General features: G+C 58.6%; 23 protein-coding genes. 12 read left to right on the top strand and 11 right to left on the bottom strand.

All coding sequences use genetic code 11. The features are described 5' to 3' along the window. Nucleotides 1-116 precede the first annotated feature (116 nt). Nucleotides 117-329 (bottom strand): hypothetical protein, encoded by a 213-nt coding sequence (locus ROS217_RS24380; protein ID WP_198134930.1) that lies wholly within the window; start codon nucleotides 327-329, stop codon nucleotides 117-119. On the opposite strand from ROS217_RS24380, the gene ROS217_RS10675 reads away from it, so the two are divergent. The 7 genes from ROS217_RS10675 to ROS217_RS10705 all read left to right on the top strand — a co-directional run bounded on the left by ROS217_RS10675 (nucleotide 313) and on the right by ROS217_RS10705 (nucleotide 6,868). Then, nucleotides 313-789 (top strand): GNAT family N-acetyltransferase, encoded by a 477-nt coding sequence (locus ROS217_RS10675; RefSeq protein ID WP_254656479.1) that lies wholly within the window; start codon nucleotides 313-315, stop codon nucleotides 787-789. The two genes, ROS217_RS24380 and ROS217_RS10675, sit on opposite strands and share 17 nt — an antisense overlap. 122 nt (nucleotides 790-911) lie before the next feature. Then, the gene (locus tag ROS217_RS24085; RefSeq protein ID WP_009817744.1) at nucleotides 912-2,294 is read left to right on the top strand and encodes a hypothetical protein; all 1,383 of its coding nucleotides are present in this window, start codon (nucleotides 912-914) and stop codon (nucleotides 2,292-2,294) included. 142 nt (nucleotides 2,295-2,436) lie between these two features. Then, a complete protein-coding gene (locus tag ROS217_RS23170; protein WP_198134882.1) occupies nucleotides 2,437-3,396 on the top strand; it encodes an aKG-HExxH-type peptide beta-hydroxylase in 960 nt (319 codons plus the stop codon). Beyond that, entirely contained in the window at nucleotides 3,389-4,603 is a 1,215-nt protein-coding gene (locus ROS217_RS10690) for a SagB family peptide dehydrogenase (protein ID WP_009817746.1), read from the top strand. The genes ROS217_RS23170 and ROS217_RS10690 overlap by 8 nt, the downstream gene beginning before the upstream one ends. After that, complete coding sequence (locus ROS217_RS10695) at nucleotides 4,600-5,289, top strand: JmjC domain-containing protein (protein ID WP_009817747.1); 690 nt, start codon at nucleotides 4,600-4,602, stop codon at nucleotides 5,287-5,289. The genes ROS217_RS10690 and ROS217_RS10695 overlap by 4 nt, the downstream gene beginning before the upstream one ends. Beyond that, nucleotides 5,283-6,182, top strand: coding sequence for a trypsin-like serine peptidase (locus ROS217_RS10700; RefSeq protein ID WP_009817748.1), 900 nt, complete (start codon nucleotides 5,283-5,285; stop codon nucleotides 6,180-6,182). The genes ROS217_RS10695 and ROS217_RS10700 overlap by 7 nt, the downstream gene beginning before the upstream one ends. Next, nucleotides 6,182-6,868: a class I SAM-dependent methyltransferase gene (locus tag ROS217_RS10705; RefSeq protein ID WP_198134883.1), complete on the top strand. Its 687-nt coding sequence runs from the start codon at nucleotides 6,182-6,184 to the stop codon at nucleotides 6,866-6,868. Before ROS217_RS10700 ends, ROS217_RS10705 begins: the two co-directional genes overlap by 1 nt. A gap of 64 nt (nucleotides 6,869-6,932) precedes the next feature. Here the strand turns inward: ROS217_RS10705 and bla are convergent, their stop codons facing one another. Continuing rightward, nucleotides 6,933-7,817: a class A beta-lactamase gene (bla, locus tag ROS217_RS10710; protein WP_157046580.1), complete on the bottom strand. Its 885-nt coding sequence runs from the start codon at nucleotides 7,815-7,817 to the stop codon at nucleotides 6,933-6,935. Between the two features lie 185 nt (nucleotides 7,818-8,002). Between bla and ROS217_RS10715 the strand changes: the two genes are divergently transcribed. Then, nucleotides 8,003-8,923, top strand: a complete 921-nt coding sequence (locus ROS217_RS10715) for a LysR family transcriptional regulator (protein WP_009817752.1) — start codon at nucleotides 8,003-8,005, stop codon at nucleotides 8,921-8,923. A gap of 72 nt (nucleotides 8,924-8,995) precedes the next feature. On the opposite strand, the gene ROS217_RS10720 is transcribed toward ROS217_RS10715, so the two are convergent. Genes ROS217_RS10720 through ROS217_RS10745 form a run of 6 tightly spaced genes read right to left on the bottom strand, consistent with a single transcriptional unit; the run spans nucleotide 8,996 to nucleotide 15,919 of the window. Continuing rightward, complete coding sequence (locus ROS217_RS10720; protein ID WP_009817753.1) at nucleotides 8,996-10,627, bottom strand: AMP-binding protein; 1,632 nt, start codon at nucleotides 10,625-10,627, stop codon at nucleotides 8,996-8,998. After that, nucleotides 10,627-11,376: an enoyl-CoA hydratase/isomerase family protein gene (locus tag ROS217_RS10725; RefSeq protein WP_009817754.1), complete on the bottom strand. Its 750-nt coding sequence runs from the start codon at nucleotides 11,374-11,376 to the stop codon at nucleotides 10,627-10,629. Before ROS217_RS10725 ends, ROS217_RS10720 begins: the two co-directional genes overlap by 1 nt. A 10-nt stretch (nucleotides 11,377-11,386) precedes the next feature. Then, nucleotides 11,387-13,078: a methylmalonyl-CoA mutase family protein gene (locus ROS217_RS10730; RefSeq protein ID WP_009817755.1), complete on the bottom strand. Its 1,692-nt coding sequence runs from the start codon at nucleotides 13,076-13,078 to the stop codon at nucleotides 11,387-11,389. After that, nucleotides 13,075-14,076: a methylmalonyl Co-A mutase-associated GTPase MeaB gene (gene meaB, locus ROS217_RS10735; RefSeq protein ID WP_009817756.1), complete on the bottom strand. Its 1,002-nt coding sequence runs from the start codon at nucleotides 14,074-14,076 to the stop codon at nucleotides 13,075-13,077. The genes ROS217_RS10730 and meaB overlap by 4 nt, the downstream gene beginning before the upstream one ends. Next, nucleotides 14,073-14,525, bottom strand: coding sequence for a cobalamin B12-binding domain-containing protein (locus ROS217_RS10740; RefSeq protein WP_009817757.1), 453 nt, complete (start codon nucleotides 14,523-14,525; stop codon nucleotides 14,073-14,075). Before ROS217_RS10740 ends, meaB begins: the two co-directional genes overlap by 4 nt. Beyond that, on the bottom strand, nucleotides 14,522-15,919 hold the full coding sequence (locus tag ROS217_RS10745) for an aspartate aminotransferase family protein (RefSeq protein WP_009817758.1): 1,398 nt from the start codon (nucleotides 15,917-15,919) through the stop codon (nucleotides 14,522-14,524). Before ROS217_RS10745 ends, ROS217_RS10740 begins: the two co-directional genes overlap by 4 nt. Before the next feature lie 57 nt (nucleotides 15,920-15,976). Here ROS217_RS10745 and ROS217_RS10750 point away from each other — a divergent pair, with 57 nt between their 5' ends. Beyond that, nucleotides 15,977-16,888: a LysR family transcriptional regulator gene (locus ROS217_RS10750; RefSeq protein WP_217623015.1), complete on the top strand. Its 912-nt coding sequence runs from the start codon at nucleotides 15,977-15,979 to the stop codon at nucleotides 16,886-16,888. Nucleotides 16,889-16,919: 31 nt separating this feature from the next. On the opposite strand, the gene ROS217_RS24090 is transcribed toward ROS217_RS10750, so the two are convergent. Genes ROS217_RS24090 through ROS217_RS10760 form a run of 3 tightly spaced genes read right to left on the bottom strand, consistent with a single transcriptional unit; the run spans nucleotide 16,920 to nucleotide 18,799 of the window. Next, nucleotides 16,920-17,093: a hypothetical protein gene (locus ROS217_RS24090; protein ID WP_157046581.1), complete on the bottom strand. Its 174-nt coding sequence runs from the start codon at nucleotides 17,091-17,093 to the stop codon at nucleotides 16,920-16,922. A 15-nt stretch (nucleotides 17,094-17,108) separates the two neighbouring features. Next, nucleotides 17,109-18,278, bottom strand: coding sequence for an MFS transporter (locus ROS217_RS10755; RefSeq protein WP_009817761.1), 1,170 nt, complete (start codon nucleotides 18,276-18,278; stop codon nucleotides 17,109-17,111). Further along, nucleotides 18,275-18,799: a TetR/AcrR family transcriptional regulator gene (locus tag ROS217_RS10760; protein WP_009817762.1), complete on the bottom strand. Its 525-nt coding sequence runs from the start codon at nucleotides 18,797-18,799 to the stop codon at nucleotides 18,275-18,277. Before ROS217_RS10760 ends, ROS217_RS10755 begins: the two co-directional genes overlap by 4 nt. Before the next feature lie 196 nt (nucleotides 18,800-18,995). Between ROS217_RS10760 and ROS217_RS10765 the strand changes: the two genes are divergently transcribed. From ROS217_RS10765 to ROS217_RS10775, 3 genes are all read left to right on the top strand, one after another. Beyond that, nucleotides 18,996-19,619: a TetR/AcrR family transcriptional regulator gene (locus ROS217_RS10765; RefSeq protein WP_157046582.1), complete on the top strand. Its 624-nt coding sequence runs from the start codon at nucleotides 18,996-18,998 to the stop codon at nucleotides 19,617-19,619. A gap of 732 nt (nucleotides 19,620-20,351) precedes the next feature. After that, a complete protein-coding gene (locus tag ROS217_RS10770; protein WP_009817765.1) occupies nucleotides 20,352-20,636 on the top strand; it encodes a XapX domain-containing protein in 285 nt (94 codons plus the stop codon). Beyond that, nucleotides 20,633-21,622 (top strand): alpha/beta fold hydrolase, encoded by a 990-nt coding sequence (locus ROS217_RS10775; protein ID WP_050766383.1) that lies wholly within the window; start codon nucleotides 20,633-20,635, stop codon nucleotides 21,620-21,622. The genes ROS217_RS10770 and ROS217_RS10775 overlap by 4 nt, the downstream gene beginning before the upstream one ends. Nucleotides 21,623-21,634: the final 12 nt, after the last annotated feature.

The following is a 21,634-nucleotide window of genomic DNA, read 5'->3' on the forward strand; positions in this document are numbered from 1 at the left end:
TTTGGGTTATTTCGAGTGACCCGAAGGGCTATTGGTCACGTGCTGTGCCTACCTGTCCCAGAGATATCGTCCGGGGTTTCAGTCCATCTTTGGCATCCAGATACGTCGGCGCGCTCTCAAAGGCCGTACGGATGTGCGGTGATTTCGTACGTTCCGCGGCAGTGCGAGCAGGCGTTGCATACAAGACGCAGATTTGTCGCGGCGTGAAGATCCGGCGCAGTCAAGGGCATCGCGTGAACCTCGTGCAGGCTTGTGACGGGACCACGCTTTTCACCGCCGCTTTGGAACTCTACACTTTTCTGCATGACGCGCATGTCGAACAGTGGCATCAGCTTGATCCCAGAAAATCCCGATAAGGTTTCCTGGGTCGTTGACCGTGTGAGAGACGCGTTTGTTGAGCATCTCATTGGCGACTGCGGTGCGGACCCTCTCACGGCGGAAGAGACTGCAACGGAGATTTGTAATCGAGAGCTGACGATCTCAAGATCAGAGACCAAGACCAACTTTCTTTCGATTGCACGTGAGGGGGAGCCGGTCGGAGTGATCTGGAAGACCGAGCGCATGATCTCTGATCGCAAGACATGGCACCTGCTCTATATCGAGACCTTTGCGCCGCACCGAAACAAGGGCATCGCGGAAGCGGCGATGATAGAACTCATCCGGCTGGCCAAGCAAGACGGCGTCACAGAGATCACACTCAATGTTTCTCCTCGGAACACGTCCGCCTCGTCCTTGTACGAAAAACTAGGGTTTGGCAGGCAGAGCGGTGGGTATGGCCTTCGTCTGTAATGTCAAGGGTGAAGCGCTCTTGCTCTGAGAACTTGCACTCATAAGTTGCATTTTTGCCGAATCTAATATATCTTAGCGACATTAAGTCACACCTTGACGATGCAGTCGGTGGAGGCAGCCCAATGGATAGCGCGGCACTTATTCATGTTGTATCGGCGGCTCTTTTGGATGCCGACATTGCAAAGGCCTTTTGCGATGATCCAGAAAGCCTCGCAAAGTCATTGGGTTATTCGCTCAATCCAGACGAACTAGAAACGTTGCAGGCAATCGATTCTCGCGCAGTTCAATCCTTCGCAAATTCAAATTTGGGAGTGAATTCAGAAATGACCATATCCAATTATTCATCTTCTGCGGGTGGCATTCTAGCAAAACTCGCAGCCGTTCTTGATCAACAGCAGCAACAGGGTTCTCGTCGATTGTCCGATCTTGCGGCCTTGCTCGATCAGCAGCAACAGCAGACCGGGTCGCGTGGGTTAGACGCGTTGGCGGCGATTCTTGACCAGCAACAGCAGCAGGGCGGTGCCAAGATGGGCAGTCTCGCGAATCTCGCGGCTTTGCTCGATCAGCAACAACAACAGACCGGGTCGCGTGGGCTGGATCAGTTGGCGGCGATTCTTGACCAGCAACAGCAACAGGGCGGCGGCAAGTTTATGGAAAACTTGGCGGCGCTGCTGGATCAACAGCAGCAGCAAGGCGGTGCCAAGCTGGGAAATCTCGCGAACCTCGCGGCCTTGCTTGATCAGCAACAACAGCAGACCGGGTCGCGTGGGCTGGACGCGTTGGCAGCGATCCTTGACCAGCAACAGCAACAGGGCGGTGCCAAGCTGGGTAGTCTCGCGAATCTTGCGGCTTTGCTCGATCAGCAACAGCAGCAGGGCGGTGCCAAGCTGGGCAGTCTCGCGGGTCTTGCGGCCTTGCTCGATCAGCAACAGCAACAGACCGGGTCGCGTGGGTTGGACCAGTTGGCAGCGATCCTTGATCAGCAACAACAGCAGGGCGGTGCCAGGATGGGCAGTCTCGCCAACCTCGCGGCTTTGCTCGATCAGCAACAGCAACAGGGCGGCGGCAAGTTTATGGAAAACTTGGCGGCGCTGCTGGATCAACAGCAGCAGCAAGGCGGTGCCAAGCTGGGCAGTCTCGCGAATCTCGCGGCCTTGCTCGATCAGCAACAGCAGCAGACCGGCTCGCGTGGGTTGGATCAGTTGGCGGCGATCCTTGATCAGCAACAGCAGCAGGGCGGTGCCAAGCTGGGAAATCTCGCGAATCTCGCGGCCTTGCTTGATCAGCAACAGCAGCAGACCGGATCACGCGGGTTGGATCAGTTGGCAGCGATCCTTGACCAGCAACAGCAGCAGGGCGGTGCCAAGCTGGGAAATCTCGCGAATCTCGCGGCTTTGCTCGATCAGCAACAGCAGCAGACCGGATCACGCGGGTTGGATCAGTTGGCGGCGATCCTTGATCAGCAACAGCAGCAGGGCGGCGGAAGGCTGTTTGGAGGACGCTGAGATGGAGGTGCAAACGCAAGTGACGTCCTGGCCGGCGTCCTTTCATCCCGATTCAGATGCGACCAGCGTTCAGGCCATGCGCGAAGCCTTTATAACTTCGCGGCGCACTCAGGGTAGCAAAAGCCTAAAAGTGTCGGCGACGGTGGCACCTGACGCAACCCGCGAAGCGGTGCAGAACGGGATTCTAGATCTTTTGTCCGGCCACGGCGACGGAGAGGACGGTCTCTATGTCGATCCTGTCTTTACCGCTTGGATGAATTTTCTTGGGCGTGCCTTTGCGCGGGGCGACGAAAAGGAAATCATGTTCCACTGCGAGAATGTCGCGCAGGTGATGGCAAGAGTGAAGGGACGACTTGCCGGGGAGGACAGGCATTATATCCCCGGAACCCGGATTGCCCTGTTACAGGACGATTTTGATCCCTACATCATGGCCGCAACGCCGCCGTCTTATGACTTTGAGCCGCTCTTGACGTCCGAGAAAGGTCTGAATGGCTACGGACATCCGCTTGCCCTTCAGAAAGAGCTTTTGGGTCTTGCGTTCGAGAATATCGCCAAGGCGTGGCCAGAGCTGCGGACGCAGATCGAGGATGTGGTCCAGATTGTCGGCTACCTTCCTAACGCGACGTTCCGAAGTTGTTCGGCGGCGCGGTATGCAGGCGTGGTTTACTTGGGGAATCTGGATGAGAGGATCCTCGACATCGAAGAATCCATCGTTCACGAGGCCGGTCATCAAGTATTGTATCGCTTGGGTGAATTGGTCCCCTTGGTGAAGGAAGACGCGCCCAAGACGGATGATTACACGCTGCCGTGGTCGGGATCGAAACGTGATCTTTTCGGGTTTTTGCACGCCTTCTATATCTACACGCTTTTGACCAAGTATTTTTGGCGTCGCGCCGCGATCAACGAGTCTGAACACAAAGACTGCGTGTTCCGCGCCGCGGTGATCCTTGTCGGGTCCGAAAAGGCAATCCCGATGCTTCTGAAGGATGACAATCTTAGCCCTCAGGGGCGGACCTTGGTCGAAGCGCTGGCCAAAGACATGGAGGTGCTGCGCCCTGACATAGACTCCGCTTGGTCGAAGATCGCGAAAAGCCATGGGTGAGTCGGAGAAAGATGACGCCGAGGATCCCGGCGCAGCCGTGCCTTCTGCCGATCTGGTGCTGCGGTTTTCGGAGGCAGCGATTGTCGGTATGGATGACGAGCGCATTCTGATCGGCAATCGCGACACCGGCGGCTATCGGTTCTGGGCGCGGGCGGAGGAAGAGTGCCTGGGTCGATACATGTCTTGGCGATCCTTGCGCGATATTCTGGCCGAAGCGGTGCATCGTGTTGCGGCTGGCGATGAGATTGCCCCGGCGGTCAATGCGGAGCTTGATCGTCTCGTCGGGCTCATGACGCTGGGTGTGCTTGAAGACCGCGCGGCCGATCTCAGCGGAGCGCGGCTTGACCCGCCGGGTCCGGCTTGGGAGCCTGCGTTGCGGTTTCTGCTTGCGACGCGGACGACGGCGGATACGATCTTTGCCATTCCCGAGGAATACAACCAGATGCTCGCCGAGCGGGCGCGTCTGGAACGTCAGCCCTCTGCCTATTACGAGCGCCCCGGCGTGCCGGTTTTGCAGCTCTCCGAACCCGGGGCGAACGACAGCCGCAAGGGTCGTAGCAAGTCCTTCAAGGATGTGCTGCTGTCCCGTCGCACCACGCGACGCTTCTCTGGCGAGCCGATGACCGAGGCGCAGCTTTCAACGCTGTTGTATTATGGCTGGGGCGAGACCAAGACCGTGCCCAATCCTTTGGGAGATGTGTTTTTGCGCAAGACCTCACCCAGTGGCGGATCGCTTCACCCGGTAGAGGTCTATCCGGTGGTCCTGAATGTCGAGGGGGTTCCGCGCGGTCTGTATCACTATTCCGTCCGTCGGCACGCGCTGGAAGAGCTATCGCGCGAAGATCCGCGCGATTGGGTTGCGCATGCGACGGGTGACCAGCAATGGGTGGCCGAGGCGGGTGTGGTTTTTCTGATAACTGCCTTTCTCCCGCGCACGGCGTGGAAATATAACTATCCGAGAGTGGCAAGAGCGGTCATTTCCGAGGTCGGGTTCAGCAGTCAAAGCGCCTTTCTGACTGCAACCTGGCAGGGACTCGGGGCCTTTCATACGATTGCGCTGCGTGACCAGATTTGGGAGGAGAAGCTTGGACTCGATCCGATCCGGGAACCGGTATTCGGCCTGACCGGAGCCGGTACGCTGGAGGAGGATATTGATGATCACTCTCGCCCCAGACAAGAGGTGGCACTTGGGGTGGACGTATCATGACAGGGGGGGCGCACGAGGCTCTGGAAGAGACGGCCTGTGTCGCATTTGGCAGTGGCCCAAGCGCTCTTTGCGCTGAAACCGAGGTGGCCATCATAGAGGCGCTGGGCAAATGCAGTTGCAAGCTGCTCTACCGCGATACGTCGGGCCACCACAAGGAAGTGTCACTTGGTGATGGCCTTCGCAAGGCGGATCGACGCGGCACTTATTGCGCCATGCACCTTGAACGCCAATCGCCAGCGCTGCGCGACTGTCTGACCCCGGTCGCTGTTGAGAGTGACGCGATTGATCGCATCAATCTCTACATCTCGCCACCTGACTCTGGCGCGCCAATGCATTTCGACACCCGCTGGAGTGTCGTGGTTCAGTTGGCGGGAAGCAAACTTTGGCAAGTGGGGCCGGGGCCAGCGGTGACGGAGCCGCTCTGCAATGTCGTGGCGGACGAGCAAGCCGGTGAAGCATTTCATCTTGGTCAACGGATCGCCCTGCCTGAACAGATGAGTTTCGTTAATCTTCGACCCGGCGATTGGCTGATGCTGCCGTGGGGCACCTGGCACGGCACGTATTCTCATGGCGGGTCGGTTTCGGCGACGCTTGCCTTTGCAGAGGGCACCCGACCGCGTTTCAATGCTGATTTCTGGGCAAATGGCACGACACGTCTGCCAGAAGGGCTGCGTCTCTTATGTTGAAGGAACTTCAGCAAACCGCCTGTGCGGGTCGGTTTCAACAGCGCGCAGCCGTGCGGCAACAACGCTTGGGCTCTTTATCCGACTTGCTCTCGGGTAAGAGTGTAGACCCCAATTCGATTGAGCCGATGGTACGGCAGCAGGAACGTGCCCGGCTCTTGGTCGAGGCCCGTCCTGCGCTGTCTGCGTCCGATTTGCAGGACGGGCGACGCATCCTTGAGGCGGTGGTGGGGCGTGATGACCGAGTGCCGCGCAGCTTTTTGGTGGATGGCGCGCGCACCGCCGATGCAGTTTGCCGTGTCGCAACGCTGACAGACTCGGGGCAGCCATCCCTGGGCAGCGGGTTTGCGGTGGCACCGGGGTTGATCCTGACCAACAATCACGTGTTGCCGGACTGGACCGCCGCAGCGCGGGGACAGGTCGAATTCGGGTATTGGTCGAACGAGTCCGCGCGCCAGAATTCCCGCGTCGTTCTGGCATTGGATCCGGGAACGTTGTTCCTGACGGATGTGGTGCTCGATTTCACATTGGTTGCCTTTGAACCCAACGCTGCTGACGCAGCACACCGGGTTTTCGGCTCTATCGACATCTTGCCCGACACAGGCAAGGCTCTGATCGGCGAAGCCCTGAACGTGATCCAGCATGGTGACGGCGAGGCTCAGACCATCAGTCTGCGCGACAATGTCGTGGTCGATGTCTTTGAGGATTGGATTCACTATACCAGCGACACATCCGCGGGTGCCTCTGGGGCACCTGTGCTGAACGACCAATGGCAGCTTGCGGCCCTGCATCATGCCGCGTTCGAACATACGGCGGCTGATGGCCGTCGGGTTTTGGTCAATGAAGGCGTGCGGATCAGCTCAATTGCCGTCGCGCTTGCGAGGATGTTGCGATGATGTCAAATGGGTTCCGATCTGCGGCGCAGGCGCTGGATGGCACATTTGGCACTGAAACCGCTGCGCCGTTGCTCTACGCGCTGGCACGATTTGTCAGACCGCGTCGGATATTCGAGGTTGGAGCGGGGCTCAGCACGCTTTACCTCTTGCAAGCGCTCGCTGACACTGCAGCGGATGACGAGGACGATCGCAGTTCTGACCGCAATGTTTACGGCAAGACGTCTTGGTATGATCGCCCCTATGCGCCACGCCTGATGACATTGGATGATCAATCCCACGGTCAGAACAAGGTTGAACGGCTCTTGGGTGTTGTCGATGATCTGGGCCTCGCGCCCTATCTCGACCTGCGTCGCGATGTCTTTGAAGGCTATGCCGCCAAGCTGTCAAACGACATGCTGCCACTGGATCTGGTGTGGTTCGACTGTGGAGGATTGGAGGCCTATGTCGACTTTACGCTCGAGTATTGGCCGCTGGTCAATCCGAATGGCGGTCTGATCGCCTATCATTCGACCCTGACAAATGCAGAGCTGCGGGTTTTCACCGAGGTCTTGATCAATCGTCAGCGGGCAAGCGGTGAATTTGAGCTTATCAACCTTTTGGAGCCGCATAAGAAGATGCAGAACAGCATGACTATTCTGCGGCGACGGTCGGGTCGTCTATCGCCACTCTACACCTGGGAGCCATGAGGCCGCGCTCTGTCGCTGCTTTGGGGCATGCGCCGTCAAGGTCGCCCATGGTCCTGCGTTTCGTTCAGCGGCTAGTAACCACATCCATCACAGCCTTGGACAATGTGATGACAGCGGCGTTGCGTGTTGCGAAATCTGCATCGGCATCCGACAGAAACATCGTGATGACATAGGGGGACTGATCCGGCGGCGTCACCATCGCAACTATATTTCGGTTATAGGCGCCACTGCCTGATTTATCTGCGACCTGCCAGCCTTTTGGGGTGCTTGCGCGGATCAAGGCACCTGTGACACCGCCCGCACTCATCCATTTGACAAGCTGCGCACGGGATTGAGGCGACAGAGCATCACCTGCCAGCAGGGTTTCCAGCGTTGACGCCATTGCAGCCGGTGTGGTCGTGTCGCGAGGATCACCGGGCGTGAACGTGTTCAGGTCCGGCTCGCGTCGATCAAGCCTGCTGACCGGGTCACCGATAGCGCGTAGGAATGCCGTAACCTCGTGAGGTCCGCCAAGGCGGTCAATCAGAAGGTTTGCTGCCGTGTTGTCGCTCAGATCAAGCGCCGCAAAGCAAAGCTCTCCGAGACTCATGGTTTTGCCGATCTCGCTTTCTGTTATTGGCGCGTATTCGAGGATGTCCTGCTCTGTGATTTCAAGCGGCTCATCCAGAGCGAGCGTGCCCTTATCGACCCTGCTCAGAACCGCGCCACAAAGCATGGCTTTGAACGTGCTGGCCATGAGAAACCGCTCGTTTGGCCGATGGGTGACAGTCCAGCCCGTTGCGCTGTCGTGGATATGGAGTCCGACGCGTGCGTCAAGGGTTTGCTCAATCTGCGTGATTGTCTGGGTAAGGCGGGATTCGGCGTCTTGTGCGACGGCTGACGACGAAGCGAGAAGGCCACAGGCCAAGCCGACCGCCAGAAACGGCATAGAAATATGTGAGAGACGCATGCGCATATCCTTGGTTGTATCAGACCCTATGTATTTGCCTGACCCTCGGGTGAGCGTGTTTGCCGAAGACCTTGGGTCTGGCCGCGACGTGATCACCGATATCACCTGAAGTCATGGAGACCGCATAACCTTACGATTTACGGACCTCAAACGACAAAGTATAACCCCTGTCATTAGCTGGAGTAATGGCAATGGATCGTCCGGATATACCATTGAACGGGTTGCGCACCTTTGAGGTTGCGTTGAGGCAGGGCAGTTTCACACGCGCGGCAATCGAATTGCGGGTCACTCAGGCGGCCGTCAGCCATCAGATCGCGCGGCTGGAAGACCGGCTTGGGGCCAAGCTGTTTCTGCGCACCTCCGGCGGTTTGGTTCCAACCGATGAAGGGCGGGATTTGTATCCGGTTTTGGAGCATGGTTTGGATGCTATCGCGCGTGCCTTGGACCGAATTACCGGGCACCGCCACATCGAGACGCTCAAAGTCGGTGTCGTCACGACCTTTGCTGTTGGATGGCTTTTGCCAAGGCTGTCAGAGTTTCGACGTAGCCATCCGACGATTGATCTGCGCATCTCGACCAATAACAACAGGGTTGAGATATTGCGAGAAGGCCTCGATATGGCCATACGTTACGGTGCGGGAACTTGGACAGGACACAATGCCGAACTGGTTTTGGAGGCGCCGTTGACGCCGCTCTGTGCGCCATCCGTCGCGGAAACCCTGAGCCACCCGGATTGTTTGAGTCGGCAAGTCCTGCTTCGAAGTTATCGCAGTGACGAGTGGTCGCGATGGTTTGCGGCGGCGGGCGCATCTTGTCCAGCGCTGACGGGTCCAATCTTTGACTCGTCCATCGCTCTGGCTGACGTTGCATCCGCTGGCGCAGGTGTGGCGCTGTTGCCGGTCGAGATGTTTGCGCGACGATTGGCCGAAGGACAGCTGGTTCAGCCATTTGCAACCACGGTATCGGCAGGACGCTACTTTTTGACCTGGCCGGCGGAACGACCATCGACGCCAGCCATGATGGATTTTACGAGATGGATCACTCGGGCATCTGCTGAATTACATCCGATTGATGACGCGCAGATCACAGGGTTGAGGTCGGAGTAGGCGACAGGTGTGGGTTCGGGTGGCGGGGCTTTGTTCCGGTGTCGGTCCGCGAGGCGGCCCCGTGTGGTCGCATCAGCGTTCCGACGTATCGAAGGTCTGCATCCCGATACCGCGCTGTTTCAATGCTGCCCGAGAGGTTTTCTCGGTCGGCGTTCTTGGGAGGGGATCGTCGGTGATCTCGATGTATCGCGGCACCAAGTGACGTGGCGCATTCTCGAGAAAATAGTCGCGCAGGATTTCTGGTTTGAGACCCGAACCGGGACGCCGCAACGCGACCACCATGATATCTTCTTCGGTCAGGTCCGACGGCACGCCGAATGCAGCACTTTCGACGATATCTGGGTGGCCCTCGGCGATGCTCTCGACTTCATAGGCCGATACATTCTCACCTCTGCGCCGGATCGCCTCGTTGAGGCGGTGTTTGAAATAAAGCCAGCCCTCTGCGTCGAGATAACCCGCATCTCCCGAGTGATACCATAGGTTTTGGAGCGTTTGGATCGTCTTTGCCTCAAAGCCGTCATAGCCGGAGAAAATGCACCAACTTTTCCTGGGGCGTGCGACGATCTCACCAATCACACCTACAAGAACGGGTCGATCATGTTCGTCAACCACTGCGACCTCCCAATCGGGGTGCGCGCGCCCACAGGAATTCTCACGGGCCTGATCAACGCTGTCCAGTGTGACAAAGCTGGTTTCCGTTTGCCCGTAGCCAGTGACAACTTTCAGGCCAAAGCGGCTCTCAAAGGCTGGCTTGTCAGGCACGAGGGGGATGCACTGGCAAACACGCAGAGGGTTTTCGGTCTCATTCGCGGCGGGCGGTGCTCGCATCAAGATTACCGCCATGGCACCCAGCATGTTGGATGCGGTCGCGCCACTGGCCCGCACTTGATCCCAGAACCGGGAGGCGCTGAACCGATCAACGATCGTGGACTTTGTTCCAAACACGAGCGGCATGTAGACGCCGAACATCTGCGCGTCAGTGTGAAACAGGGGCAGTGCGGAAAAATAGCTGTCGGACGACGTATAGCCAAGATTGCGGGCCATCGCCTCGGTCCAAGCAAAACATTGATGATGCGACATCACCACGCCCTTGGCCGGACCCGTTGTCCCGGAAGTGTACAAGATCGCCATTGGATCAGAATACCGCACATCCGGACGATCAAAGGCAGTTTGTGACGACAGGCACGCGTCATAGGGAATGATCCGGTCGATGCGCACTCCGGCCGCACGCGCTGACTCTGGCGTTGCGTCAACCAGAATGAGGGTGCGGATCAGAGGAAGATGCTGTTGAACGGCGGCAATCTCGTTGAGGGTCGCGCCATCCGCAACCAACACTTCGGCACGGCTGCTCTGCAAATTGTGGACCAGGAGATCGCCGCGCAGCCCCGGATTGCTGGGCACCTCAATCGCGCCGAGCTTGGACGCCGCAAACCATAGCGTGACAAATTCGAGGCAATTGGGAAGCAACAGAGCGATGCGATCCGAGTGTTTGACGCCGAGCTGCCGAAGGCCGTTGGCAAGCTGGTCGGTGATCCGGTCCATTTCGGCGAATGTAACCGGGCGCCCGCAGATTTCGAGGAATGGCATATCGCCCAATTGTTCCGCCTGTCGACGGAGAATGAGCGGCAAGACGCGATCCAGCATGGATGCCATCGCTGACGCCGGGTCACAGGTCACGCCCTGAACCGAAGTGTCGACGCTCATCAGAATTCCCTCACCAAGGCCTGCGACGCGGGTGACAGAAAGCCGCGAACCGTCGCCTCGGTTTCGATCTCCATTGCGTCCTTGAGTGTCGAGTGAAACCCTTGATTGATCGCGCGCTTGATGTCCGCGACTGCGACCGCGGGTTTTTCGATGATCGCTGATGCCAGTTGGCGTGCTTCGTTCAAAAGGGAGTCTTCGGGGACCAGCTTCCATGCGATGCCAAGATCGAGTGCCATCTGAGCGTCCTGACGCGCGCCGAGTATCATCAGTTCCTTGGTTTTTTGGGGGCCGATCTGTTTGGTCAGCAATGCCGTAACGCCCCCAGTGACGAAAAGCCCATAAGACACTTCTGGAAAGAACCACCGGGTGGTTGCAGCAAACAGCCGGAAATCGCAATTGATCACCCATTCGAGTGCGCCGCCCACGCACCAGCCATGGACGGCAGCGATAACGATCTTGTCGGAATCCATGATCTGCAAGGTGACGCGTTGGATGGTGTCAACCCAGGCCGCCGTGGCGGCGTCCGAGGCGGTCTGCGCATCAAGATCCTTAAGATCATCGCCCGAGCAAAACGCGCGGCCCTCTCCATGCAGGATGATGACCCTGACAGAGGCGTCGGTATTGGCAGAGTCGAGCGCGCGAACAAGCCCATCGACCAGTGGCCCGTTCATTGCATTCAATCTTTCGGGACGATTCAGCCTGATCCAGCGTATCGGGCCATCATTGTGTGTCAGGACGGGTTCAGGCATCTCCGACTCCTCAGACAATATTGGGTTCATCATAAGCCTCCCAAACCTCGCGCAAGGCGCTGCAGATTTCGCCCAGCGTGGCACGTGCTTTGACCAGTTCGATCGTTTTGGGCAACAGGTTGGTTTGCTCTGTCCGAGCCTGTTGTTTAAGGTCGCTCAGAAGGTCATTGACCAAGCTGTTGTCTCGGTTTTCGCGAAGCTCCTTCAGACGGCTGACCTGAAGGGTGGTGCAATTCTCGTCGTAGGGATGAATTTCAACCGCTGCTGGCGCGCTATTTGCATCCACATGCCGGTTCACCCCAACCGAAATTTTCTCGCCTCGATCAATGAGCTTGAATGTCTGATAGGCAGAATCCGCAAGTTTCTGTTGGAACCAACCGTCTTCGACCAGCTTTACAGCCCCACCAAGACGATCCACCTCGTCCAGAACCTTCCAGATTTCCCGCTCCATCTCGCTTGTCAGGCTTTCGACGAAGTAAGAGCCGCCAAGGGGATCAACGACGGATGTTACGTTGATCTCGTCGCGAATGATCTGCTGTGTCCTGATTGCGAGCTTCATCGCCTCTTCGGTGGGAATGGCGAAGGCCTCGTCAAGGCCGTTGGTATGCATGCTCTGACAGCCGCCCAGCACAGCGCCAAGTGCCTGAAACGCTGTTCGCATCAGGTTGTTCTTGTGTTCCATCTTGGTCAGGCTCATCGCTGCGGTCTGGACATGGACACGCAAGCGCATGGATTCTGCTTTTTTCGCGCTGAACCTTTCGGCCATGATCTTGGCGTAGACCCGCCGGGCCGCGCGGAATTTGCAGATCTGCTCAAAGAAATCCTGATGACTGATGAAGAAGAACGACAGGCGTGGGGCAAAGTCGTCAATGTCCATGCCCGCGGCGATCACCTCTTCACAATAGGCGATGGTAAAGGCCATGGTGAACGCGATTTCCTGAATGGCATTCCCGCCGACGTCCGAAAGGTGATAGCCGCTGAGGCTTATTGGGTTGATTTTCGGGGTTGTTTTCGTGCTGTAGATGATCAGGTCACGCAACAGGCGAACCGCTGGCCGCACTGGATAGATCCATTCTTTCTGCGCAACATATTCTTTGAGCGGATCGGCCTGGAGCGTTCCGGTGAGTTTGGTGAGATCATTGCCGCGGCGTTCAGCACTGGCGACAAACATCGCATAGATGACCCAGGCAGAGGGATTGATCGTCAGCGAGACCGATATTTTTTCAAGGTCGATCCCGTCGAACAGCCGGTCAACATCATCAATCGAGTCGATTGAGACCCCAACGCGGCCAACTTCGCCAAAGGCCATCGGATCATCGGAGTCGAGACCGAGCAAGGTTGGAAGATCAAAGTCCGTGGACAGGCCAGTCTGCCCGGTTTCGATCATGTACTTGTAGCGCTGGTTGGTCGACTCGGGGTTGCCAAATCCTGCGACCTGCCGAATTGTCCAGGGACGGCCACGGTACATCGTTGGGTAAGGCCCGCGCGTAAAGGGAAACTTGCCGGGAAAGCCGATGTCCTCGAGTGGAATATCGGCCACATCCGCCGCCGTGTAGATGCGTTTGAGGGGGATGCCACATTCGGTGCGATAGTCGGTCTTTTCCTCGGGGCGGATGTTCAGCGTCGCGGCGAGTTCATCCTGCTCCCATTCTGCAAGACTTGCCCGCAGCTTTTCGGTTGTCTCTGGGGAATAGTCGGTCATGGTTTGGCTTCCATCCTGTTCAATCCCAAAAGCGCGAGAGCTGCCGTCATCGGATCCGAGCTACGGTCGGCCACAGCCTGCAAGTGCGCGGCGAGGTTTGTGGTATTTTCGTCGAACTCTCGGCGGAGGAGATGGTTGAGGGTCGCGAGAACCCGCGTTCGGCTAATGGATCTTTGACGCAGGGCGAGTTCGCCGCTGGTCACAAGGTGGGCGTGGTGGCTGTCGAGGCATTGCTTCAGGTCAAGGATACCATCCCCCGTTGCGACGCTGAGCGTCAGGATCGGAGTCTCCCATTCTGATGGTCTGCCCAAAGGCGTCAGAGACATCATGCCCCTGAGCGCTGAGGCGGTGGCCGCTGCGTCGGGTTTGTCGCCTTTGGAGACAACATGGATGTCAGCAATCTCTGTCACGCCGGCCTTGATGGCCTGTATGTCGTCTCCGAGGCCGGGTGGCGACAGCACCACCACCGTATGAGCGGCGGTGACCACTTCGACCTCATCTTGGCCCACACCGACAGTTTCGATGAAAATGGGCGAGTATCCCGCTGCATCCAGCACATCAACGGCTTGGAGTGTGGCCCGCGCAAGACCGCCCAAATAGCCGCGTGTGGCCATGCTCCGAACAAAGGCCTGCTGCGCCTCGGCGCTGTCACCCATGCGGATTCTGTCGCCGAGGATGGCACCGCCGGAATAGGGGCTGCTCGGGTCTACGGCGACCACCGCGACCTTGTGACTGTCGCCCGAGTAGGCGCGGATCAGCGCTGAGATCAGCGAGGATTTTCCGCCGCCTGGCACGCCTGTGACGCCGATCACATGCGCGCGCCCGGCATGGCGATAGAGTGCGGCCAAGGCATCAGACGCCTCGTCATAGCCAGCTTCGGCGCGCGAAATCATCCGGGCGATATCGGGTCTGGAGCCCGCCAGCACTTTGGGCACGAGGTCAGCCGAGGGGCGGTAAATGCCCCGCTTGGGTGTGGCGCTTCGCGTGACCAAAGTCATATGCGACCGCGCGCGTCTACAAGGTCTCGGATCGCAGATACAATCACATCAGACCGCGCCTCTTGCGGCACGATGACATCCACGCCGCTGTTCATCAGCGCGTCATAATCCTGTTCCGGGATCACGCCACCAGCGACGAGCAGAATATGATCGGCCTGCTGGTCTCGTAGCAGGCTGCCGAGCGCGGCAAAGAGAGGGACATGGGAGCCGGACAGAAGGCTGACCCCGATCACGTCTACATCTTCCTGAATCGCGGCTTCCAGAATTTGCGCGGGAGTTTTGTAGAGGCCGGAATAGATGACCTCCATTCCGGCATCGCGAAGGATGCGTGCAACCACTTTGGCACCTCTATCATGCCCGTCGAGGCCAAGTTTTGCGACAAGAACGCGGATCCTTGGGGTGTTGGACAGGTTTTCTGAGCCGGGCATCCGGTCTCTTTCGACGGTCATGTCTGTGGGTCCTTTGCACGGGCATCACGCGTATGTGCTGTCTCGATCTTGATGCTCTGGCCGCTGGCTTGGTTGGTGGGTGTGATCCCGCGCGTCATGGTGGCCTCTATCGCGTCTGCGATTATACCGAGCCCTTGTTCGAGATCGTCTTGGGTAATCGTGAGAGGGGGGGCGAGGCGGAACACACCGCCCATGCTGGGAAGTTTCACGATGTTCATGCTGAGGCCTCGGCGTAACGCTTCGGCGGCGATGCGCGCGCCTGTCTCATGGTCCGGGATGCGGTTCTGCCGGTCAGACACAATTTCGAGCCCGGCAAGCATGCCGCGACCCCGCACATCGCCGACGCAATCAAACCGCTGTTTCAGCGCATGCAGCCCTGCGAAGAGACGCTTGCCCATAAAGCGCGCACGTTCGACCAAGCGTTCCTGTTCGACCACGTCAATGACGGTCAGGCCAACCGCAGCCGGTAATGGATCCGAAACATGGGTGGTGTAGAACAGAAAGCCCTTTTCATGCGCCTTGTCTTCTATTTCGGCCGTGGTCATCACTGCGGCAAGGGGAAGACCCGCGCCGATTGTCTTGGAAAGTGTCAGAATATCAGGTGTTATTCCGTCGCGCTGATAGGCAAACATGTCGCCTGTGCGACCCAGCCCAGTTTGGGCCTCGTCAAGGATCAGCAGCATCCCGCGCTCGTGACACTTTTGCTGCAAGGCGCTCAGATAGCCCTCAGGCAATTCCAGCACACCGCCGCTGGATAGAATTGGTTCTGCAATGAAGGCCGCAAGGTTTCCGGTTGATTGCGCATCAATGAGCGCGAATCCATCATCCAACTCGGCTTGCCAATCAAGGAGCCCTTCGGGGGTTTTGAAGCGGGGGCGGTAGCTGTTTGGTGCCGGTATCGCCAAAGAGCCGACGGATGATGGTCCATAGCCCTTGCGTCCAGCGCTATAGGTTGCCGATGCCGCAACCCCGGTCATGCCATGCCAGCTTTGCGCAAAGGCGACGATCTCGTGCTTGCCTGTCACCAGCTTGGCCAAGCGGATCGCGGCTTCGTTGGACTCCGCCCCGGTCGACAATAAAAGCACGCGATCCAATCCCGGTGCAATTCCCGCTAACCGACGTGCCAAATCGACAACTGGCCAAGAGAGCATTCCACTAAAAAGGTGAATTGACTCAGCGGCTTGCCGTTGAATTGTGGCGACCACGCTTGGATGGGAATGCCCAAGAAGCGCGCTCATCTGTCCCGACGTGAAATCAAGGATCGCACGCCCATCAGCGTCATAAACGAAACTGCCCTGTGCCCGCTCGATGATGACGGGATCAAAACTTCCGCCATAGCGGAGGAGGTGGGTTCGAGCGGAGGTCCAGAACTCGTGATTGCTGTTCGCCGACATAGATCATTTCACCTTTCTTGTCCGGAGACCCATCTGCACGGGAAAGACTAGACGCGTGTGGTGAATCCAGTAAAATTGATAATAATCAATTGGGATATTAGGAATTCTGATATGCTGCAAACATTGGACCTGCGCTTGCTTCGCACATTTGTTTGTGCAGCGCGGTCAAGATCGCTGAGTGCGACGGCCATTCAGGTGCTGCGGACACAGTCGGCCGTCACAATGCAAATCCAACGGCTGGAAGAGGTGCTGGAGCAGAAACTGTTTCACCGGTCGGGCAGCGGTATTCGTGCGACCGAGGCTGGGGAGCGATTTCTGATCTATGCTGAGCGCATCCTGAAGTCGCATGACGAGGCGATCTCGGAGTTTACCAACAAGGGTCTCTATGGTTCACTCAGTTTTGGGTGCCCGGAGGACTATCTGATCGCCTTCGGCCCGTCTTTGTTGCAAAGTTTCGGGGCCATTCATTCTGCTGTGGACATCACGGTTGTTGCCGCGCCGACAGTCGAACTGCGCCGATTGGTGCAGCAGCGCCAGATTGATCTGGCTCTGATCTCTACCTCGCATCCGACAGAAGCAGATGAAATCCTGCGGCAGGAAAAGTTGGTTTGGGTTGGAAACAAACCCAAACTTGCCTTGGAAGAGTATGGCGACACCTTACCGTTGGCTCTATCAGCCTCCAATACAATGGATCACAAGGCGGCCTGCGATGCGATGGATCGGGCTGGGATCAACTACAGAATATCCTTTGCAAGTAACAGTTTGGGTGGCTTGATTGCCATTGCAAGATCAGGATTGGCAGTTTGCGTCTTTACGCAGAAGGCGGTTCCGCCGGACCTTTATATCCTTGATCGCTACTTGCCGCGCCTGCCACATATCGGGGTTCTTGTGGACTATTCAGACACAGAACGCTCTGCGGTGGTGAAGACCTTTGGGGAGCATATCCGCAATCTGCTACCCTCTCTGTGACTTGGCTGACGTCAGGACCAGTGGAGGGTTGTCATCGCAGCGCTGCGATACTCATGAGTTGGGTCAGGCGGTCTTTCTCACTCTGGCCCATGCACCCCACGGCCAGCATCGGCGTGGCAATGTTGCGCAACAGACGCGCCTTTTGCGCCTCGTTGAATAGCAGGAACAACGCGCGCGGCGGGCTGTGGATCGTCTGCCATCTCACGGAACCGCCGCAGTTTCAGACCTTTTGACCGTGCGGTCGCGGGCACCTGATTTCAGCGGCGTCCACGGACAAGCGGCGCGTGCGGAACACGCCGCCGATCAGCGCAAGGGTGGCGAACACCGCCCCCGCCGTGGATGGTCCCAATTGCCCCAAGACCATGCCAAACACAGGCGCGCCCGCAGTCTGTCCGATCGCGATCGTAAGGAAGCCCACCATCAGCCCCGTGGCCGGACGGTCGGGTAGGGCACGCACGCCCCAGATCAGGTAGACCCCCGTCAGCATGACATAGGCACCGCCGAACACCGCACCTGCGGTCAACACCAGGACCGGTGTGGCCTGAACCGTTGCAATGACCAATATGCCGACCGCCATCAATACAAGGAAGATGCCGTGGGTCGTGTTCAGCCCGAACCGGGCAACAAGGCCGCCTGCGCCCGCGCCCGCAATTCCGCCAAGACCCATGCAGACCCAGAGCCCCCCGATCTTTTCAGGCCCCCAGTCCAGATTAATCGACACCAGTTGCCCGCCAAAGGACCAGACCGCCGTGCTTGCCGCCCCCATGAGGAAGGACGCGGCGATCAGGCGTCGGATCGACGCGTTGAAGGGCGGTAGCCCTTTTGGGATCGTGTCGGCGCGCGAAGGGGGTAGGGATCGTGCCACTGAGACGGCGACGATCAGCGCCAGAACGGCGAGAAAAGCGAAGGCGGTTCTCCAGTGCCCTGCCAGCAGAAAGGCGATCGGGCCTGAAAGTGCGACGCCCGCGCTTGTGCCAGCATTGATCGTCGTGTTCACCAGATCCTGCCGAACTGGTGACACGGCCGCCGCCACAGCGGCCGCCATCGGAGGCGAGGCAAGACCTGTGCTTGCTCCTGCGAAGATCACGGCCGCCGCCAGAAACAGTGGCGTCGGTGCCAACGCGATACCCGCCATGCCGAGGGCGGCAATGAGGGCGGCACCCGTCGCAACCGCCCGCGCGCCCAACCGTTCTGTCAATACGGCGGAGCCAATGATCGCGACGCAGTAGCTTGCGAAAGCACCGCCCGATATCACCCCGCTCAGTGTGGGACCGAGCCCAAGATCGGCATCCACCTGCGGCAGGAAAAGCCCGAAGGCGAAACGTGCAAAACCGTAGCAGACGGCGATCAGGGCGAAACCAGTCGCGCTGATACGAACGGCGGGGCTCATGTCCGAGCTGCCTTTACCAGCGCCGCTGCAGCAACCCGAGCGGCGTCAACTGCGCCATTGCCCCGATAGATCGCGGCATGCGCCGCGCCCTCGAAGAGGACAATGATCTGCTCTGTCAACAAGGGGTCATCGCGGCCGATATCCATGGCCACGATGTCGCCTATGCGCGCCGCGAATGCGGCCTTGTGCGCCTCGACCGCTGCGGTGATTTCGGGTGTGTCTCCGCCTGTCTCGCCCAAGGCGCGCAAGAACAGACACCCGCGCGCGCCTTCGGTTGCGGTCCAGTCCTTGAGCGCGTCGAAGAGCGCCTCGACGCTCTTTACGTCGGTACGGCACAGAAAGCGTTTGTCGCGTTCAGATAGCACCATCGCCATAAGCTGCGCCTTGCTGCCTGCATGTTTGTAAAGCGTCCGGCTGGACATGTCGGCGGCCTTGGTAAGCCGGTCCATTCCGGTTGCCGTGTATCCGTACCGGTCAAAGAGTTTCTCGGCTGCATCGGTCAGCCTGCGCGTCAGTTCCATGACAGTGTCCTTTTCGGTATCAAGCCCGTAAATGTAAAACGATCACTTTACATGTAGGCGGCCGTATGGACGATTGCAACCGGGTTGCTGCATCCGGCGAAGCCTTGTTATTTCATATACGTTGCGTACATTAAAAATGCGCTCAGCGAGATATTGATAATCAGGGGCTTCCCCCCGACTTACTCAGAGAATGATGATGGCAGCCAGAACACGCGGCGAGATGATGAAGGAAACCCGCGAAAAGCTGATCGCTTCGGGGCGTAAGGCCTTTGCGGAGAAGGGCTTTTCCGGCGCGTCCATGGACGATTTCACCGCTGAGGCCGGTTTGACGCGCGGTGCGCTCTACCACAACTTTGGAGACAAGCGGGGCTTGTTCGCCGCGGTGGTCGACGAGATCGATTCAGCGATGGCCGCGCATGCGCAGGCCGCCGGGGAGCGGGCGGGCGGTGGCTGGGACGGGCTGCTCGCCGAAGGCCACGCCTATATCGAGATGGCACTCAGGCCCGAAGTTCAGCGGATCGTGCTTCTGGATGGCCCTTCGGTGCTGGGTGACCCGTCGCAATGGCCCAGCCAGAACAGATGCTTGCAGGCGACTGTCGCCACCCTGAGCGACCTTGCGATCCAAGGTGCGATCAAGCCTGTGGACATCGAGGGGTTGGCCCGCCTCTTGAACGGCATGGCGCTCAACGCGGCGCTTTGGGTTGCGTCAAGCGCGACGCCCGAAGCCACGTTGCAAAAGGCCGTCGCGGCCTTTGAGTGTCTTGCGTCAGGGATCGTCGTAAAGCAACAGATAACATCCGCAAGTGTCCGCCTGCCTTAGTGTCTGAAATCGAACGTTTCGAGATCGCGGATTTAAGCCCCGTTGACGTCAGCGAAAGTGGCTAACAAAGGCGGCAGCGCTCTGTAAGATTGGCACGACCATTGCCCGCGACAGCAAGCGCCTTCGCAGAGCGCTTCAAGAAGCTGAGTTGGCCGCTGAGCCGTCGATACCTCTCCCGACGCCAGCACAGGCGGCACTCGCCATTTTCCAGCGGGCACCTCTCGGGCAATCCGCAAGGTGCAAGACGGAGACAGAGGCGTTGCAAGGGGGCTAGGCCAGAGGGAGATTTCCCTCAAATCTGACCGCCGACGTTAGGCATCCGGGAGATAATCGGAGGTCGGATAAGTCTGAGAGGCAAAAATATGATGACTCTCCGACAGAAGTCGCAAGCCCAGCACCATCGCAGCAAACGATGCGCCGCAATGGCTTTGAAGCCCTGTTATTGTGAGTCTGCCAAGAAGATCTCACAACTCATTGCCAGGCGCCTGATTACAGTTAGCGATCCGAATTGCAGTGGGCATAACAGCCAGGACTTGCAAAATGCCCGAACCACATAGTGCCATCATTATTGGATCGACCCGCGCGTCGCGCTTTGCGGACAAATGCGACGAGGGCCGCGCCGGCGCAATCTTGAGCCGTTTCATTCAAAAATAAGGACCACGCGACACTCAGGCCGCGCGGGGTCCGGAGGATCGGCAAGGCAAGGCCAGCACCAACGGGAGCGACGTCACCATGAAAATCTACCTTTTATCACTGGGCGTGGGGATTTTAGTCGGTGCGATCTACAGCTTTTTGAACGTCCGTTCGCCTGCGCCGCCGGTGATCGCACTGGTGGGCCTGTTGGGCATCCTGATCGGCGAACAGACCGTACCGCTGCTGCGGCAGGTCATGTCTGGAAACAGCGTCAATCTGACGTGGTTCAATCATCACTGCGGCCCGCATCTGTTTGGGCGGCTTCCTCAATGCCGTGATGCGGCGAGCGACCTTAAAACACCACCATCGGAGAACGCGGGATGAAACCGGACGATCAATCGCACCCCAGCCTCACTTTCAACCGCCGCGAGGTGATGATCACCGGATCAACCTTTGCGGCCGCGCTTTCGCTTTCCGGTCCTGCGTTTGCTGCGGGCCCGGCGCCCCTTGACCCTTCAACAGGAGACCTGACCATGGGTTATGTAACGACACCAGACGGCACCGAAATCTTCTACAAGGATTGGGGCCCCAAAGATGCCCAACCCATCGTGTTCCACCACGGCTGGCCGCTCAGCTCGGATGACTGGGATGCGCAAATGCTGTTCTTCGTATCGAAAGGTTACCGCGTCGTGGCCCATGACCGCCGCGGTCACGGCCGGTCGGCGCAGGTGTCCGAAGGCCACGATATGGACCACTACGCATCAGACGCTTTTGCGGTGGCCGAAGCGCTGGATCTGACCAACGCCGTCCATATCGGCCATTCGACAGGCGGCGGCGAAGTGGCGCGCTATGTTGCGCAACACGGTGAACCAGCGGGCCGTGTGGCCAAGGCGGTTCTGGTCGCCGCAATCCCGCCCCTGATGCTGAAGACCGACAGCAACCCGGACGGCACGCCGATCGAGGTTTTCGACGGGTTCCGCGCCGCACTCGCAGGCAACCGCGCGCAATTCTTCCGGGACGTTCCAGCGGGCCCGTTCTATGGCTTCAACCGCGAGGGGGCCATGGTTCATGACGGCGTGATCCAGAACTGGTGGCGTCAGGGCATGACCGGCAGCGCCAAAGCGCATTACGACGGCATCAAGGCCTTTTCCGAAACGGACCAGACCGAAGACCTGAAGGCAATCACCGTCCCGACACTGATCATGCACGGCGAAGATGACCAGATCGTTCCGATCGCCGCATCGGCGGAACTGGCGGTCAAGCTGCTGCCGAACGGCACGCTCAAGACCTATCCCGGCTTTTCGCACGGCATGCTGACCGTGAACGCCGATGTGCTGAATGCCGACCTGCTGGCGTTCATCGAAACCTGAAATCCGTCCTTG

Source organism: Roseovarius sp. 217, from assembly GCF_000152845.1.
Taxonomy (GTDB): domain Bacteria; phylum Pseudomonadota; class Alphaproteobacteria; order Rhodobacterales; family Rhodobacteraceae; genus Roseovarius.

Excerpts from the sequence above, each read along its gene's own strand:
- ROS217_RS10745 (WP_009817758.1), bottom strand. The coding sequence starts at position 15,919 with ATGTCGGCGAACAGCAATCACGAGTTCTGGACCTCCGCTCGAACCCAC.
- ROS217_RS10720 (WP_009817753.1), bottom strand. The coding sequence starts at position 10,627 with ATGAGCGTCGACACTTCGGTTCAGGGCGTGACCTGTGACCCGGCGTCA.
- ROS217_RS10705 (WP_198134883.1), top strand. The coding sequence starts at position 6,182 with ATGTCAAATGGGTTCCGATCTGCGGCGCAGGCGCTGGATGGCACATTT.
- ROS217_RS10775 (WP_050766383.1), top strand. The coding sequence starts at position 20,633 with ATGAAACCGGACGATCAATCGCACCCCAGCCTCACTTTCAACCGCCGC.
- ROS217_RS24085 (WP_009817744.1), top strand. The coding sequence starts at position 912 with ATGGATAGCGCGGCACTTATTCATGTTGTATCGGCGGCTCTTTTGGAT.
- ROS217_RS10760 (WP_009817762.1), bottom strand. The coding sequence starts at position 18,799 with ATGGAACTGACGCGCAGGCTGACCGATGCAGCCGAGAAACTCTTTGAC.
- ROS217_RS10770 (WP_009817765.1), top strand. The coding sequence starts at position 20,352 with ATGAAAATCTACCTTTTATCACTGGGCGTGGGGATTTTAGTCGGTGCG.
- ROS217_RS10740 (WP_009817757.1), bottom strand. The coding sequence starts at position 14,525 with ATGACCGTCGAAAGAGACCGGATGCCCGGCTCAGAAAACCTGTCCAAC.
- ROS217_RS10675 (WP_254656479.1), top strand. The coding sequence starts at position 313 with ATGTCGAACAGTGGCATCAGCTTGATCCCAGAAAATCCCGATAAGGTT.
- ROS217_RS10690 (WP_009817746.1), top strand. The coding sequence starts at position 3,389 with ATGGGTGAGTCGGAGAAAGATGACGCCGAGGATCCCGGCGCAGCCGTG.
- ROS217_RS24380 (WP_198134930.1), bottom strand. The coding sequence starts at position 329 with ATGCCACTGTTCGACATGCGCGTCATGCAGAAAAGTGTAGAGTTCCAA.
- ROS217_RS10755 (WP_009817761.1), bottom strand. The coding sequence starts at position 18,278 with ATGAGCCCCGCCGTTCGTATCAGCGCGACTGGTTTCGCCCTGATCGCC.
- ROS217_RS10765 (WP_157046582.1), top strand. The coding sequence starts at position 18,996 with ATGGCAGCCAGAACACGCGGCGAGATGATGAAGGAAACCCGCGAAAAG.
- ROS217_RS10700 (WP_009817748.1), top strand. The coding sequence starts at position 5,283 with ATGTTGAAGGAACTTCAGCAAACCGCCTGTGCGGGTCGGTTTCAACAG.
- ROS217_RS10730 (WP_009817755.1), bottom strand. The coding sequence starts at position 13,078 with ATGACCGACTATTCCCCAGAGACAACCGAAAAGCTGCGGGCAAGTCTT.
- bla (WP_157046580.1), bottom strand. The coding sequence starts at position 7,817 with ATGCGTCTCTCACATATTTCTATGCCGTTTCTGGCGGTCGGCTTGGCC.
- meaB (WP_009817756.1), bottom strand. The coding sequence starts at position 14,076 with ATGACTTTGGTCACGCGAAGCGCCACACCCAAGCGGGGCATTTACCGC.
- ROS217_RS10715 (WP_009817752.1), top strand. The coding sequence starts at position 8,003 with ATGGCAATGGATCGTCCGGATATACCATTGAACGGGTTGCGCACCTTT.
- ROS217_RS10725 (WP_009817754.1), bottom strand. The coding sequence starts at position 11,376 with ATGCCTGAACCCGTCCTGACACACAATGATGGCCCGATACGCTGGATC.
- ROS217_RS10695 (WP_009817747.1), top strand. The coding sequence starts at position 4,600 with ATGACAGGGGGGGCGCACGAGGCTCTGGAAGAGACGGCCTGTGTCGCA.